At 45.7% G+C, this 14,785-nt stretch carries 15 protein-coding genes; 7 read left to right on the top strand and 8 right to left on the bottom strand.

Features of this window, described 5'->3' with window-relative positions; all coding sequences use genetic code 11:
• Positions 1–26: 26 nt before the first annotated feature.
• Both ptsP and NI469_RS10730 read right to left on the bottom strand, forming a co-directional pair.
• Positions 27–2,324, bottom strand: coding sequence for a phosphoenolpyruvate--protein phosphotransferase (gene ptsP, locus NI469_RS10735; protein ID WP_253175151.1), 2,298 nt, complete (start codon positions 2,322–2,324; stop codon positions 27–29).
• Between the two features lie 89 nt (positions 2,325–2,413).
• Positions 2,414–2,896 carry an RNA pyrophosphohydrolase gene (locus NI469_RS10730; RefSeq protein WP_004278502.1) on the bottom strand — a complete coding sequence of 161 codons (483 nt, stop codon included), beginning with the start codon at positions 2,894–2,896 and terminating at the stop codon, positions 2,414–2,416.
• Positions 2,897–3,078: 182 nt separating this feature from the next.
• On the opposite strand from NI469_RS10730, the gene NI469_RS10725 reads away from it, so the two are divergent.
• Both NI469_RS10725 and NI469_RS10720 read left to right on the top strand, forming a co-directional pair.
• Entirely contained in the window at positions 3,079–3,729 is a 651-nt protein-coding gene (locus NI469_RS10725) for an HAD family hydrolase (protein WP_129716837.1), read from the top strand.
• A gap of 161 nt (positions 3,730–3,890) precedes the next feature.
• Positions 3,891–4,139: a DUF2789 family protein gene (locus NI469_RS10720; RefSeq protein ID WP_004278500.1), complete on the top strand. Its 249-nt coding sequence runs from the start codon at positions 3,891–3,893 to the stop codon at positions 4,137–4,139.
• A 50-nt stretch (positions 4,140–4,189) separates the two neighbouring features.
• Here the strand turns inward: NI469_RS10720 and ovoA are convergent, their stop codons facing one another.
• The 3 genes from ovoA to NI469_RS10705 form a co-directional block, all read right to left on the bottom strand.
• On the bottom strand, positions 4,190–6,364 hold the full coding sequence (gene ovoA, locus NI469_RS10715; RefSeq protein WP_253175150.1) for a 5-histidylcysteine sulfoxide synthase: 2,175 nt from the start codon (positions 6,362–6,364) through the stop codon (positions 4,190–4,192).
• Positions 6,365–6,514: 150 nt separating this feature from the next.
• Complete coding sequence (locus tag NI469_RS10710; protein ID WP_253175149.1) at positions 6,515–7,390, bottom strand: LysR family transcriptional regulator; 876 nt, start codon at positions 7,388–7,390, stop codon at positions 6,515–6,517.
• A 190-nt stretch (positions 7,391–7,580) separates the two neighbouring features.
• Complete coding sequence (locus tag NI469_RS10705) at positions 7,581–7,817, bottom strand: DUF2061 domain-containing protein (RefSeq protein ID WP_005107971.1); 237 nt, start codon at positions 7,815–7,817, stop codon at positions 7,581–7,583.
• A 259-nt stretch (positions 7,818–8,076) separates the two neighbouring features.
• On the opposite strand from NI469_RS10705, the gene leuC reads away from it, so the two are divergent.
• The 4 genes from leuC to leuB all read left to right on the top strand — a co-directional run bounded on the left by leuC (position 8,077) and on the right by leuB (position 12,066).
• Positions 8,077–9,510: a 3-isopropylmalate dehydratase large subunit gene (leuC, locus tag NI469_RS10700; RefSeq protein WP_253175147.1), complete on the top strand. Its 1,434-nt coding sequence runs from the start codon at positions 8,077–8,079 to the stop codon at positions 9,508–9,510.
• A 132-nt stretch (positions 9,511–9,642) separates the two neighbouring features.
• Positions 9,643–10,293 (top strand): 3-isopropylmalate dehydratase small subunit, encoded by a 651-nt coding sequence (gene leuD, locus NI469_RS10695; protein WP_138742831.1) that lies wholly within the window; start codon positions 9,643–9,645, stop codon positions 10,291–10,293.
• 87 nt (positions 10,294–10,380) lie between these two features.
• Entirely contained in the window at positions 10,381–10,944 is a 564-nt protein-coding gene (locus NI469_RS10690; RefSeq protein ID WP_253175145.1) for a hypothetical protein, read from the top strand.
• Between the two features lie 42 nt (positions 10,945–10,986).
• Entirely contained in the window at positions 10,987–12,066 is a 1,080-nt protein-coding gene (leuB, locus tag NI469_RS10685; protein ID WP_064094871.1) for a 3-isopropylmalate dehydrogenase, read from the top strand.
• Between the two features lie 73 nt (positions 12,067–12,139).
• On the opposite strand, the gene NI469_RS10680 is transcribed toward leuB, so the two are convergent.
• The 3 genes from NI469_RS10680 to infA all read right to left on the bottom strand — a co-directional run bounded on the left by NI469_RS10680 (position 12,140) and on the right by infA (position 13,416).
• Positions 12,140–12,535 (bottom strand): hypothetical protein, encoded by a 396-nt coding sequence (locus tag NI469_RS10680; protein WP_253175143.1) that lies wholly within the window; start codon positions 12,533–12,535, stop codon positions 12,140–12,142.
• Between the two features lie 144 nt (positions 12,536–12,679).
• Complete coding sequence (locus tag NI469_RS10675; protein ID WP_253175141.1) at positions 12,680–13,060, bottom strand: hypothetical protein; 381 nt, start codon at positions 13,058–13,060, stop codon at positions 12,680–12,682.
• Positions 13,061–13,194: 134 nt separating this feature from the next.
• Positions 13,195–13,416 carry a translation initiation factor IF-1 gene (gene infA / locus NI469_RS10670; protein WP_001284370.1) on the bottom strand — a complete coding sequence of 74 codons (222 nt, stop codon included), beginning with the start codon at positions 13,414–13,416 and terminating at the stop codon, positions 13,195–13,197.
• 231 nt (positions 13,417–13,647) lie between these two features.
• Between infA and NI469_RS10665 the strand changes: the two genes are divergently transcribed.
• Complete coding sequence (locus NI469_RS10665; protein WP_005107962.1) at positions 13,648–14,655, top strand: AraC family transcriptional regulator; 1,008 nt, start codon at positions 13,648–13,650, stop codon at positions 14,653–14,655.
• Positions 14,656–14,785: the final 130 nt, after the last annotated feature.

Genomic DNA, 14,785 nt, shown 5'->3' with positions numbered 1-14,785 from the left:
GTCGAGGGACTGGAAAAAGTCCCGTATTAGGCACTCACCATACGTGATGCAGATTTCACCATATCCCCTAAACCATGGGTTCTGAAATAATATTCTAACCAGCTTTTTACCATGAGCGGATTGTCCATTTTTAACACATGTTGCAGCAAATCCTGTGCATCACTCATCGGAACATGACAAATGGTTTTACGTACCCGCAAAATATTACTGGAACTCATCGACAGGGTATTAAAGCCCATGGCCATGAGCAAAACTGCAGACAGCGGATCGCCCGCCATTTCACCGCAGATACTGACCGGTTTTTCATTACGATGACAGTCCTGCACCAGACGGGTCAGGGCACGCAGTACTGCAGGGTGTAAATGTGAATAGACATTGGCTACCCGTGGATTATTGCGATCCACAGCCAACAGATATTGGGTTAGATCGTTGGAGCCGACCGAGAAGAAATCCACCAGTTCGGAAAATTCATCAATCTGATGTAGCACACTTGGCACTTCCACCATGATGCCGAGTTTTGGCTTGTTTACCTTGACCTGTTCTTCTTCCTGAATCGCCGCATGATCACGTTCTAGCAGGTAGAGCGCTTCCTCGACTTCGCTGACACTGGTCACCATCGGCAGCAGAATATGCAGGTTATTCAGCCCGATACTGGCCTTGAGCATGGCGCGAATCTGTGAAGAAAAAATTTCCGGATGATCCAGGGTAAAACGAATGCCGCGCCAGCCGAGTGCCGAATTTTCTTCTTCAATCGAGAAATACGGCAGGTCTTTGTCTGCACCAATGTCCAGCGTCCGCATCACCACCGGTTTATTGGCAAAGTGACTAAGCTGCTGACGATAAATCGCACGTTGTTCTTCTTCGCCCGGGAAGCGGTCACGCAACATAAACGGAATTTCAGAACGGTATAAACCGACACCTTTGGCACCGCGCTGCACGCCACGCACCACATCAATCATCAGGCCGGTATTGACGTAGAGTTTGACCGCTACGCCATCCGGAGTAATCGCATCTTTGGTTTCGTACTGGCGCAAATCTTTGGCAATCTGTTCTTCTTCTTTTTGAATTTCTTTATAGCGACTGCGCAGGCGACGTGGCGGATTAATAAACACCCGCCCCTGATGTGCATCGACAATCATCTCGACATCATCGAGGGTGTTGATTGGCAGTTCGGTTACGCCGACTACGGTGGGAATGCCAAGGGCACGCGCCACAATCACCATATGCGAGTTCATGGCGCCTTCAGTGGTGACAATCGCGGCAATTTTATCCACGGGCAGTTCAACCAGTGCAGCCGTCGATATTTCCTCACCAATCAGAATACTTTCATCGGTCAATTCACGGTGACTGGCATCGGCTTCCTGTAAACGTGCCAGAATGCGGCGACCCAGATCTTTTAAGTCCGCCACTCGCTCACGTAAATAATCATCTTCCATCTGGGAAAATTGTGCCACATGATTGTCAATGACAATTCGCACGGCGCCTTGTGCCCAGTGACCTTCACGAATAAAGGCCTTGATTTCTGAAGGCAGGGCATTTTCATCCAGCATACGCAAGAACACGCTAAATAGTGCGCGTTCCTCGGCCATCAACGCATCCTGCATTTTGTCATCTAGCGACTGAATTTCTTCGCGGACTGAATTCAGGGCGTTATCTAAGAGCTGCAGTTCTTCGCTGATGTCATCTGCTTCACGGTCAGGGACTGCGGCAAGATCTGCCGGTGGATACAGAATCACTGCACGACCTAAGGCAATACCACCGGAGCCAGAAACTCCCTGAAAGGTTTTATAGGCGGGCAGGTTGCTTGGCTTACGGAATACATCGATATTGCCGACGGCATGGGCATGGGCGATGACGCCAGAAAGCTGCGCACAGAGCGTGACCAGAAAGGATTCAGCAGCTTCAGAAAAGTCCTGTGATTCTTTATTCTGAACCACCAGTACACCCATGACCTTACGGCGATACATCACCGGCACACCGAGGAAGGAGTTATAAATTTCCTCACCGGTTTCAGGTAAAAACAGGAAGCGCTCGTGTTTAGGGGCATTGTCCAGATTGACAATTTCCTCACGCTGCCCAACCAGGCCCACCAGACCTTCACCGGTCTGCAAAGACACATGGCCGACAGATTCTGCATTTAGGCCTTTAGACGCCATGAGTAAATAACGCTGATTGCGTTCATCGAGGAGGTAGATCGAGCAGACATCAACCTGCATGGCCTCGGCCACATGCTTGACCATAATGTCGAGTGATTCATGCAAACTGGTGGAAGCATTGATCTCCTGAACAATACGTCTCAAGGTGTCCAGTTGCATATTCGACATAAGGTCTGCTCCGTCTATTCAGAATTTCAGTAATGAAGTTTATTTATAACAATAGCCGCGTAAAAAATCTGCATTATTTATGCGATTTTTTAAGGTTTTTGCTGGGGCAGTTGCTGACACAACTCCACCAAGGCTTTGCGGTAAACATCACGTTTGAAATTCACGACTTGACCGAGTGGGTACCAATAACTGACCCATTGCCATTGATCAAATTCGGGCGGATCAGACAGATTCAACTGAATATGCTGAACGGGGGCCGTGAGTTTGAGTAAAAACCACTTTTGTTTTTGACCGATACAGACCGGATCAGAGTCCGTACGAATGTATCGATGCGGCAAACGATAGCGCAACCAGCCTTTGGTTTGCGCGACTATCTGGACGTGTTCGGGCAATAAGCCAACTTCTTCTCTCAGCTCACGATAGAGTGCCTGCTCGGGGGTTTCTCCATATTGGATCCCGCCTTGTGGAAATTGCCATGCATTATGACCAATGCGTTTTGCCCATAAAACCTGTCCAGCATCGTTTGCCAAAATGATCCCGACATTCGGTCGGAAACCTTCAGAGTCGATCATTTGGCTACCTAAAAATTGTTTAATTTATGCCTTTGCCATCGGGGAGCATTATTTCGTTATCCAACTCGAAAAAAGCAAAGTTTAAAAATGTTAAAATTGCTATGATCTTAACGAATTTCTATCGACTAGCGGAGATAGATTTACAATTTTTTTCTTAAATTTCAGTTTTAACGAGTATTTTCATGAAATTGGCGCTATTTGATCTCGATCACACCTTGTTAAACACGGATTCGGATCATTCTTGGGGAGAGTTTTTGGTCAGTGAGGGCCTGGTCGATCCAGTTCAGCATCGCGCCATGAATGACAAGTTCTATGATGATTATAAAAAAGGCCAGCTGGATCCTTATGCCTATAATGAATTTGTGTTCCAGTTTCTGACCAAACATGACAATGATTATTTGACTGAATTACATCAACTGTTCATGCAAAAAGTCATTCGTCCACAAATGCGTCCCGAAGGTTTTAAAGCCATTGAGCGCCACCGTGAAGCAGGGCATGCCTTAGTGGGCATTACCGCGACTTCAGACTTTATTACTGCCCCCATTTTTCGTGAATTCGGAATTACTGAAATTATTGCCACCAATGCTGAAGTCATTGATGGGAAATATACTGGTAAAGTCATCAATACCGCATGCTATCAGCAAGGGAAGCTGGTGCGCCTGGAACAATGGCTGGAAGGTCGCGATGTAACCGAGTCTTGGGCCTATTCAGATTCGATTAATGACCGTTTCTTGCTGGAATATGCGGATCATGCCATTGCAGTCAATCCGGATGATCGCTTAGAAAGTCTAGCCCAAGAACAGGGCTGGGAAATACAGGACTGGTCGATCTAAGTATTCTAGTCCCATTCATGTGATTTATTCAGCACAACTTCGGTTGTGCTTTTTATTTGCCTCATTTGAATATTAATGTTTTTTCACAGTCCGGCTGAATCAGACATGCTATGCTCAAAAAACAGGACATGATAACAATAGTAGATTCTGAGGTATGAGATATGACTCACGTTCGACCGCGTATGACACATCTGTTCCAGCAGCTTGGCTTGGATGCCAGTGCAGAAGGTATTGAAACATTTATTCACGAGCATCAATTGCATAAAGATCTGACTTTACTGGATGCGCCGTATTGGTCAGAGGCACAACGTCAATTTTTAAGCGAGAAAATAGCCTCTGATGGCGAATGGGCGATTGTGGTAGATCAACTCAATGAATCCTTGCATGAAAATTCAACCAGTGAAGGATAAGATATAAAGCCAATCGTATGATTGGCTTTTTTTAGGCCATCACCTTACCTTTAGCGAACACGTTTCCAGATCGTGACTTGTGACAGCGTGTGTTGATACTTTCTGGCCGTTTCTCGAATCACAAAAGGCACATCTTGGGGTTCGGCCACCAATTCAAAGTGCTGGGTTAAGATATTGCTTATACCAGCCAAGGTCGTGATGTTTTCCCCATCCTCCTGAAAACCGCCTAGCCACTCACTACGTGCCGTATGTTCTTCCAGCCAGGTATAGGGCGAACTCAGCATTAAAATTCCACCTATATTGATACGTTTATGAATCTGCAATAAAAAGTCTTTCGGATGATGCAGCCGGTCAATCAGATTCGCTGCCAGAATAAAATCATAGCCGCTAAAATGTGCTTTCAGGTTGCAGGCATCGGCCTGAAAAAATTCCGTTTTCGACGCAACCTGATCCAAAGCGACATCTTCAAGTGAACAGCTTTTTTCTTCGCTTAATTCACCTTCTAGTGGCAGCTGATAACGTACCCTATGGCCTTGAGCCAAATAAACTGCTTGCTGGATAAAGCGTGCCGAAAAGTCCAAACCGGTTACCTGATCAAAAGAGCGTGCCAGTTCAAAGCTGGCGCGGCCGGTAGCACAGCCAATATCTAAGGCACGATGGCACGGCGTTTGCTGAAAATAGGGTTGTGCCAGATCGACCAGTGTTTTGGCAAAATTAGCGATACCAAAATATTCGATACCATACTGGAATTCCAGATATTGGGAGACCAGCTGGTCGCTTTCATAATGCGAAGGGAAATGTTGCAATGCTTGATCAGAAGCGACGTAGCGAAAACCAGCGTGCTGAAAGAAATGCCGTCTGAAGGCGTAGCGGGAACTATATAAAGCTTCATTGCCCGCCGAAATCCAGGAGCCACCTTTCATCAGGTTATGGCGACCGTCAAAGGTTGGTGTACTGAAATCATCATAAAGCGGATGCACCTGAAAACCCTGAAATGGATAGATCGGAGTTTCAGTCCACTGCCAGACATTGCCCTGAATATCATAAAAATCGCCCTGCTTGAAATGATCGACCGGACAGGAGCTGGTGCCGTATTTCAACTCGATATTGGCCTGTTCAGGGCTCGGTAAATCTGAATCCAGATCGGAAACTGCATACAGGCGATACCATTCATCTTCAGTCGGCAAGCGAATGGTTTTTCCCAGCAGTTGGGATTTCCACTGACAAAAGGCCTTGGCTTCATGATAATTCACTTCTACCGGCCAGTCCCAAGGCATCGGCACTTCTTCTAGCATCAATCGCAGTGACCAACCCAATTCAGTTTTGCGCCAGAAACAGGGATGAGCAGCTTGTGAAAATTGCAGCCAGCCTAGACCTTCTTCACTCCAGTAGTGTTCGGTCTGATAGCCATCAGCTTCGACAAAGGCCAGAAATTCCTGATTCGATACCAGATATTTGGAGGCTGCAAAAGCTGCAACCTCGGCTTCATGCCGGCCGTATTCATTGTCCCAGCCATAAAATGGATGGTTAAAATCTTTCTGTAAATGCACTTTGCCTTCCGGCACATCCAGCAAAATATTATCCGGGGCCATGCCGGTAATAATATTGGCACGCCATTGCGGATGCTGGCGTACATGTTCCAAAGCATGCTGGCGGATCAGCACAGAAGAAGTTTCCAGATGGATCCGTTCATGTTCGATGCCCATGATGATGGTCCACCAAGGGTTTTGCCAGTTTAAGGGTAGAGTTAGCGGAGCATGTTCAAGGATGTTCAGGATCAGGGCGCGTACCTGATGCCGATAATCACGGACTTCCTGCACACTGGGCCAGTCATAGTGCACTTCATCCAGGTCATCCCAGCTCATCTCGTCTACACCGATTGCGAAGATACTTTCAAAATGCGGATTTACGCGTTCGCTAATCAGCTTGCTGAGCAGCAGTTTATTGACAAAAAAAGTGGCGGTATGGGCAAAATAAAAAATCAGCGGATGACGTAAAGTAATCGGCTTGATGAAAAAAGCATCTTCATGCTTGAGGCATTCAAACAGTTGCTCATAGGTGTCAAAGGTATTCAGGAAATATTCGCGCAGGCAGTGTCTGGCGGTCTGTTCGTCGGCAAAATCAAGTGCTGGCGTGGGCAGCAGCATCGGTTTGACCGAAAGCCACAGGCTGCTTGTATTGGTTTTATCTTGAGAGTGGGATTTTAGGGGGGAATCGAGCTGCATCCGTCAGGCTCCATCGAATAATTTTAAGCATTCCTCTGCACTGCAAAAGAATGGAATTGTCTTAAAAATACTCGAAAGATATCGCCAGATGGGGTGTATTTAGGTAACAAAATGCTGCACCGTTTTGGATGCAGCATGTTCAGGAACAGCTTAAATAGACAGGGATACGCCTTGCATGAGCTGAACTAGGGCCTGTGCCGCTTTGGACTGAGTACGGCCAGGATGCCAGACCATGCCCAAACGACGGTTCATTTCCAGATTAATATCCAGTTGGTGCAGGTCATGATTGACCAGAGTTTTTGGCAATACCGACCAGCCCAAACCAATCGATACCAGCATCCGGATCGATTCCAGCGGATTATTGCTCATACTGACTTTCGGTTTAATACCCTGTTTTTCAAATTCGGCCAAAGTAATCTGCGAGGTATAGGTCTGTGAAGAGGGCAACAGGCTCGGGTAGTCGAGCAAATCTTCCAGACACAGACTTTTTTGCTGCGCCAGCGGATGAAATGGTGCCACCACAAAGACCAGAGGATCATTCCAGATGGTCACGTAATTCAGACGCGCATCACCACGGGGCGGCAAGGTTAAAAATGCCAGTTCAAGATCGCCGGCAATTACCTGTTCATGCGCCTGCTCGGAATCAACAAAATGCACATCCAGGGTCACGTCCGGATATTCCTGGACATAATGGCGCAAATGACTCGGCAGATGATGCAGGCCGATATGATGGCTGGTACCAATTTTTAGTTTGCCCTGTACCTGACCCTGTTCATGGCTCAAGGTATAATGAATATCACCGAGTTCATTCAGCCAGTTTTTCACTTTAGGCAACAGAGAGTGCGCCGCGTGGGTGGCCTGTACACCACGTCCGGCAGATTCAAACAGCTTGACCCCAAAGTATTCTTCCAGACTGTGAATACGTTTGGTGACAGCAGGCTGGGTAATGAAGAGCTGATCTGCGGCCAGAGAAATCGAACCGGTTTCCATGACTTTCACGAAGGCTTCAAAGGCTGCGAGATTCATCTTAATCACCTATAAAGAATTTTTATGTGTAAATCTATTATTGTTATATTTTAAGAATAAATCAAAGTAAAATTAGCTCATCTATGTTGCAGTGCTGAATTACTATACATTTTCAAAGCCTTGGCATTTTAAAAACTAAAAAAGACCACCTATAAAGGCAGTCTTTCATCAGGAACCTCGACTGAAGAGTTTAGACGGTAATGTCCTCATTCTGCTGTTGGTTATTACGCTCCCAGATTTTTTCATGGAAGAAGAAAGCCACTGCCTGTACCGTTGGCTCTAATAAACTTAAGGCAATGGCCATGGTCAAACTGCCGGTTACCAAGTAACCCACAATCATCGCCACAGTAATGTGCATAATGTAGTAGCTGAAGGTCTTTTTGAACATGCGCTGGTTGTTGTCTACAAAGCGTTGAATATGTGCCATGTCGAAGTTCCTTAAAAATAATCTCTGTCGATGAAGAAATAATAATAATTCTCATTTGATTTGTAAAAGCGAATATTTTTTATAACTTAATCGGAAAATTAGATTTATGACAATATAGCTAAAGCATGATTTGATTCAGCTTTTAAAAGATTCCAAAAAGTTTTTTAACTGATAAAAATGATAAATTAGATTTATGTGATTGCAGCGATATAATCAAAATCAGAGAAAGAATTTACCCAGTCCAGTGGAGTACATCGACATGGCAGGCGCAACCCAAACAGCAAAAACATTATATGATAAATTGTGGGACGACCATTTAGTAACGCAACGTGATGATGGTTCTGCCTTACTGTACATCGACCGTCACTTATTACATGAAGTGACTTCTCCACAGGCCTTTGAAGGTTTGCAATTGGCCGGGCGTAAGCCATGGCGTTTAAGTGCCAACATTGCCACACCGGATCATAACGTACCGACCTCAAAAAAAGAGCGTGAGCAGGGCGTTGCCGGAATTGAAGATGAAACTTCGCGCATCCAGGTGCAAACCTTGGATGATAACTGCAAGACTTTTAATATTGTTGAATTTGATATTAACGATATCCGTCAGGGCATCGCGCATGTGGTCGGACCGGAGCAGGGCTTGACCTTACCGGGCATGACCGTGGTATGTGGTGATTCGCATACGGCAACACATGGTGCTTTTGGCTGTTTGGCGCATGGTATCGGGACATCCGAAGTTGAACATGTATTGGCGACCCAATGCCTGGTTCAAAAGAAGATGAAAAACATGTTGGTACGCGTCGATGGCAAATTAGGTCAGGGCGTAACACCGAAAGATGTGGTCTTGGCCATTATTGGCAAGATCGGTACCGCAGGCGGTACTGGTCACGCGATTGAGTTCGGTGGTCAGGTCTTCCGTGACATGTCTATCGAAGGTCGTATGACTGTGTGTAACATGGCGATCGAAGCCGGTGCACGCGTGGGTATGGTCGCTGTCGATGACAAAACTATCGAGTATGTTAAAGGCCGTCCTTATGCGCCGACTGCAGAACAGTGGGATCAGGCTGTTGCTTACTGGAATACTTTACATTCAGATGATGACGCATACTTTGATACGGTTGTCGTGTTGCAAGGTGAAGAAATTGAGCCACAAGTGTCTTGGGGAACTTCTCCTGAGATGGTGATTCCAGTGTCTCAAGCAGTACCGACTTTAGAACAAGCCAAAGACGATGTACAACGCAATGACTGGAACCGTGCTTATCAATATATGGGCTTAAATGCCGGTCAGGCCTTGGCTGAGATTCAGCTGGATCGTGTCTTTATCGGTTCGTGCACCAATTCGCGTATTGAAGATATCCGTGCTGCAGCCGAAGTGATCAAAGGTCGCAAAGTCGCATCTTCAATCAAACAGGCGATGGTGGTTCCGGGTTCTGGTCTGGTCAAAGCTCAGGCAGAAGCGGAAGGCTTGGACAAGGTATTTGTAGAGGCAGGCTTCGAATGGCGTGAACCTGGCTGTTCAATGTGCCTGGCAATGAATGCAGACAAGTTGCAACCGGGCGAGCACTGTGCCTCGACTTCGAATCGTAACTTTGAAGGTCGTCAGGGCAATGGCGGTCGTACTCATCTGGTGAGTCCAGCCATGGCAGCCGCTGCTGCGATTGCAGGTCATTTTGTTGATGTCCGTTCATTCTAGTTTAAGCCCTCATCCCGACCTTCTCCCAGAGGGAGAAGGAGTTCCCTCTCCTGAGTGAGTTTTGAAGCACTGCTTTAAAACGAAGCACAAGTGAGGGGTAGGGAGAGGTTACGAATTCATTGGGAAATAAATATGAAAGCTTATACCGTTGAACAAGGTATCGTTGCACCCTTAGATCGTGCCAATGTCGATACAGATTTAATTATTCCAAAACAGTTCTTGAAATCGATCAAACGTACTGGTTTCGGTGACAATTTGTTTGATGAATTACGTTACTTGGATGAAGGTTATCCAGGTCAGGACAATTCAGTTCGTCCGATCAATCCGGACTTTGTCTTGAACCAGCCACGTTATCAGGGCGCATCTATTTTAATTTCACGTGCCAATTTTGGTTGTGGTTCTAGTCGTGAACATGCACCGTGGGCCTTGAGTGAATACGGTTTCCGTACCGTAATTGCGCCAAGCTTTGCGGATATTTTCTTTAATAACTGTTTTAAAAACGGTATGTTGCCCGTGATTTTGGCTGAAGATATTGTTGAGCAGTTATTTAAGGAATGTGCGGCAGATGAAGGCTATCAACTGACCATTGACTTGCAGGCACAAGAAGTTCGCACCCCTACAGGTGAAAGCTTTAAGTTCGAAGTCGATCCATTTCGCAAGCATTGCCTGTTAAATGGTCTGGATGATATTGGCTTAACTTTGCAGGTGGCGGATGATATTCGTGCCTATGAAGAAAAAACCAAACAATCGCGTCCTTGGGTATTTGCCGAAATTCATGGATAAATCAGTAAAAATTGTCATGGCATGACTGCGATGCCCTTGCTAATATCGGAAGATTATTGAGTTTTTTGATTGGGTAAGACAGACATTATGGCGAATTATTGGAAACAGTTGCTTGCTTTAAGTGCAGTATCGGTGCTGTTGACTGCATGTCAAAGCATCGACACGATGAAACTCAAACATGCCAAAGAAAGTACTGAGAGCAAAAGCAATGCCCTGATTTACTGTACAGGGACGCCAGATTGCCAGTTCGAACGCTTCAATCAGACCATCATTGTCAACGCCGACAATGGCCGCATTAGTGGTGAAGCGCTGAAACAGAAACTGGTACGTTTGCAGGCTAAAAATTTAAATCAGGCCAATCCGATTTATTTATCTGTGCCGGCAGGACAGCATGAACTGGTCGTGCGTTTTTATCCGATCAGTAAGGATAAAGCGGAAACTTTACATGTATTCCATCGTTTTCAGGCCAATAACCGCTATAGCTTAAAAATGTTTCGTGACCGTAGTGCGCGTAGCAGCAGTTTATTAAATTCTTCGGCGCCGGATCCGCTTTGCGTAGATCTGGTACAAGAGCAAAAAACCATTCGTCGTTTTTGCAAACCCTATAATGCAGTCACCGGGATTGCAGAGTTTGTAGAAAAGAAAATTTAACCTCTGTCAGGTCTGAATCTGACGTTTTAAACGGAAAATCTCATGTCTAAACAAATTTTGATTTTAGCTGGTGACGGTATCGGTCCTGAAATTGTCAAAGCGGCAGAGCAGGTGCTGACTCGTGTAAATGAAAAATTTAATCTCGATTTGACATGGGAACAGGGTTTACTCGGTGGTGCAGCCATTGATGCGCACGGTTCACCGTATCCAGACGTGACTTCTGAACAGGCTAAAAAAGCCGATGCGATTTTACTCGGTGCCGTGGGCGGTCCAAAATGGGACACGATTGAGCGTTCAATCCGTCCGGAACGTGGTTTATTGAAATTGCGTAGCGAACTGAATCTGTTTGCTAACTTGCGTCCAGCCATTCTTTATCCGCAACTGGCTGATGCTTCAAGTTTGAAGCCTGAAATCGTAGCAGGTCTGGATATTCTGATTGTGCGTGAGTTAACGGGTGGTATTTACTTCGGTCAGCCACGTGGTATCCGTGAACTGGAAAATGGCGAGAAGCAAGGCTACAACACTGACGTTTACTCAGAGTCTGAAATCAAGCGTATCGCTAAAGTCGCTTTTGAAATGGCCAACTTGCGCGGTGGTAAAGTATGTTCAGTGGATAAAGCCAATGTGCTTGAAGTGACTGAGCTGTGGAAACAGACAGTGACTGCGCTGAAAGATGCCGAATATCCTGAAATTAATTTATCGCACATGTATGTCGACAATGCTGCGATGCAGCTGGTACGTGCACCGAAGCAGTTTGACGTGATTGTCACCTCTAACCTGTTCGGTGACATCCTGTCTGATGAAGCTGCGATGTTGACCGGTTCAATCGGCATGTTGCCATCGGCATCTCTGGATGAAAATGGCAAAGGCATGTATGAGCCTTGTCATGGTTCTGCACCAGATATCGCGGGTCAAAACCTGGCAAATCCATTGGCAACGATTCTTTCGGTGGCGATGATGCTGCGTTATACCTTCCGTGAAGAAGCCGCTGCTAAAGCGATTGAAGATGCAGTAGGTCAGGTCTTGGATCAAGGCTTGCGTACGGCGGATATCATGTCTGAAGGCATGCAAAAAGTCGGTACGGTTGAAATGGGTCAAGCAGTCGTTGCTGCATTGAACTAAGCCTGTTTCGATTCAAAAAAACGCAGCCTTGAGCTGCGTTTTTTTATGATAGAAATTTCAAAGCTTAAACGGCTTAACAGGTTCGACCTGTAGTACGAACTGCGGTTGCAATATTATCTTTGAGTAAGAAGGTGATCTTACATTGCAGATTGACGTCATAGCCACCTGAAGGACTCACAGGAACCGGAATAGGTACAGCACCGCCTGCTGCCGGAAACTGTGCTACAGGCAAAGGAATTGCAACAGGGCGCTGTACCACATAGCTTAATTGCTTGGCGCTGCGTTCAGGCCCACTGACCTGCTGATAACCTAAACGTTTCAGATCCAGAGTTTGATCGATCAGCTGGCTGCTTTGTCCAATGAACTGTTGTAAATAGGCATCACGCTGTGCAGTCGTTGAGGAGGTGGTGCTGCATGCACTAAGCAAACCCAAGGCTGTGCAGCATGCTAAAATCAGTGTGAACTTCATGAGTTGTCCTCACACCAAATAAAATGAGTGTAAGCGCATTCCATGCAAAAATACTGTTGTGATTTGATACACGGTAGAAGTTTAGCGTGGTGAGGTTGATCCCTGATTTAATCCGATACAGGCTTTGAACTGGATGAGTACAGCTCAGCAAGCTCTACCGGTAAAGCGAATCGCCTGAACAATTTCATCTTTCAAGTCAAACCAGATTTGGCATTTCATCTCAATGTTATAACCACCATTTGAGGGCATCGGCATTGGTGCGCCGATCGGAATGCTCTGACTAATATTCGGCGTTCCCATTGGAATATTCATATCCCGAAAAATAGTGTAGCTGAGAAATTCTGTGGTTTGAATCGGTTGCTGGGAGGTCTTGAATCCAATGGCACGAAGATCAAGCTGGCTACGAACCTGTGCGGCAGTTTGACCTACATAAGGTTGTAGAGACTGATGCAGATGCTGATTGCCGCCGATAGCGCATGCAACGAGAAACAAGCTGGAAAGTAGGGATAAGCATTTCATATTCATTGTTTTTATACATGTTATTTTTAATTCAATGAATAGTCGTGAATTTATAAGGCTGTGTCAAATTATTTTATTGATTGATAAATAATTCAAGTAATAAAAAAGCCACTAAAAGTGGCTTTTGCTTGCGCTAAAACTTAGCGTGCACGATATGTGATACGACCTTTAGTCAAATCATAAGGTGTCATTTCAACCTTCACACTGTCGCCAGTTAAAATACGGATATAGTGTTTACGCATTTTACCAGAGATGTGGGCAATCACTTCGTGACCGTTCTCTAAACGTACACGGAACATAGTATTAGGAAGCGTCTCGGTGACAACGCCTTCGAACTCGATGAGTTCCTCTTTATTGGCCATAGCCTACCTGAATGAATAAATTGGAAAGGCGCAAATTATAGTCAATTTTTTTGCAAAATACAAGACGAAACGGGCGTTAGACTGATCATCTGCCAGTAAAATAGGCGAACTGTCACGATAATTTTTTTAACTAAAAAGACACCTGTTTCTGTTGTCAGTTTGGTCAATCACAGTTAATCTAAAATTAATCTTTTTAAGTATAAATGAAGTACATACAAGGAAGGCTTTTGAGTGAGTCAGCTAACGGATGCATCAGTCGTATTGCGTTTAGGCTATCAGGCGATTCGTCGTGCGGGGTTGCCAACAGAAGAACTTTTGACCAAAGCAGGAGTGGCTTTAAATCAGGTGGAAGCCAATGACCGTACCCCGCTGAGTGCCCAATATGCCTTTTGGGTGGCGGCAGAGGAAGTCAGCAAGGACCCGGACATTGGATTGCATCTGGGTGAGCACCTGCCACTTTATCGTGGTCAGGTCATTGAACACCTGTTTGTTTCATCTGAAAATTTTGGTGAGGGACTGAAACGTGCTTTGGCTTATCAGCGACTGATTAGCGATGCCTTTGCTGCCAAATTAGTGATTGAAGATGATCGCTGCTATTTAACCAATGGTGAACAGCCTTTTGCTGAGAGTCTGGTCAATCGTCATTTTACTGAATGTGCCATGTCAGGTGTACTGCGTTTCTTTAAATTTATTACCGAAGGGCGTTTTGAGCCGATTTATATCGATTTTAATTTTTATAAAGGGGCACCTGATGATGAATACTTCCGGGTTTATGAGTGTCCGGTCAGTCTAGGTCAGAAAGAAACCCGTTTGTATTTCGATCCGACTATCCTGGAATATCCGCTGTGGCAGGCTGAACCTGAGCTGTTGCAGCTGCATGAGCAACTGGCCATTGAAAAGCTACAGGAACTGGCAAGATATGATCTGGTCGGTGAAGTACGTCGTGCAATCGGCTCTACTTTGGAGAGTGGCGAAACCACGCTAGAAACTGTGGCAGCCCAGCTGAACATCACGCCACGCCGTTTGAGAACACAACTGAGTGAGGCACATACCAGCTTTCAGCAGATTCTCTCGGATTATCGCTGTCGTCTGGCCAAGCGTTTGCTGGCGAGTACCAATGAGAGCGTCGAGCGGATTGTCTATCTGACCGGTTTTTCCGAGCCAAGTACCTTCTATCGTGCCTTTAAACGCTGGACCAATGAAACGCCAGTGGAATATCGGAAGCGGAAGCAGCGTTAAAAATCCCTCCTAACCTCTCTTTAAAAAAGGGAGGAATTCCCCCACTGCTGTCCCATAGTTTGCTTTAAATAAAAAAACCTGAGTCCTAACAGTTAAAATATGAGTGCAAACAAACACTTTAACGACCAGG

The sequence above is a fragment of the Acinetobacter lwoffii genome (assembly GCF_024129735.1).
Classification (GTDB): Bacteria; Pseudomonadota; Gammaproteobacteria; order Pseudomonadales; family Moraxellaceae; genus Acinetobacter; species Acinetobacter lwoffii_H.
This window is presented reverse-complemented; position numbering and strand designations above follow the sequence as displayed.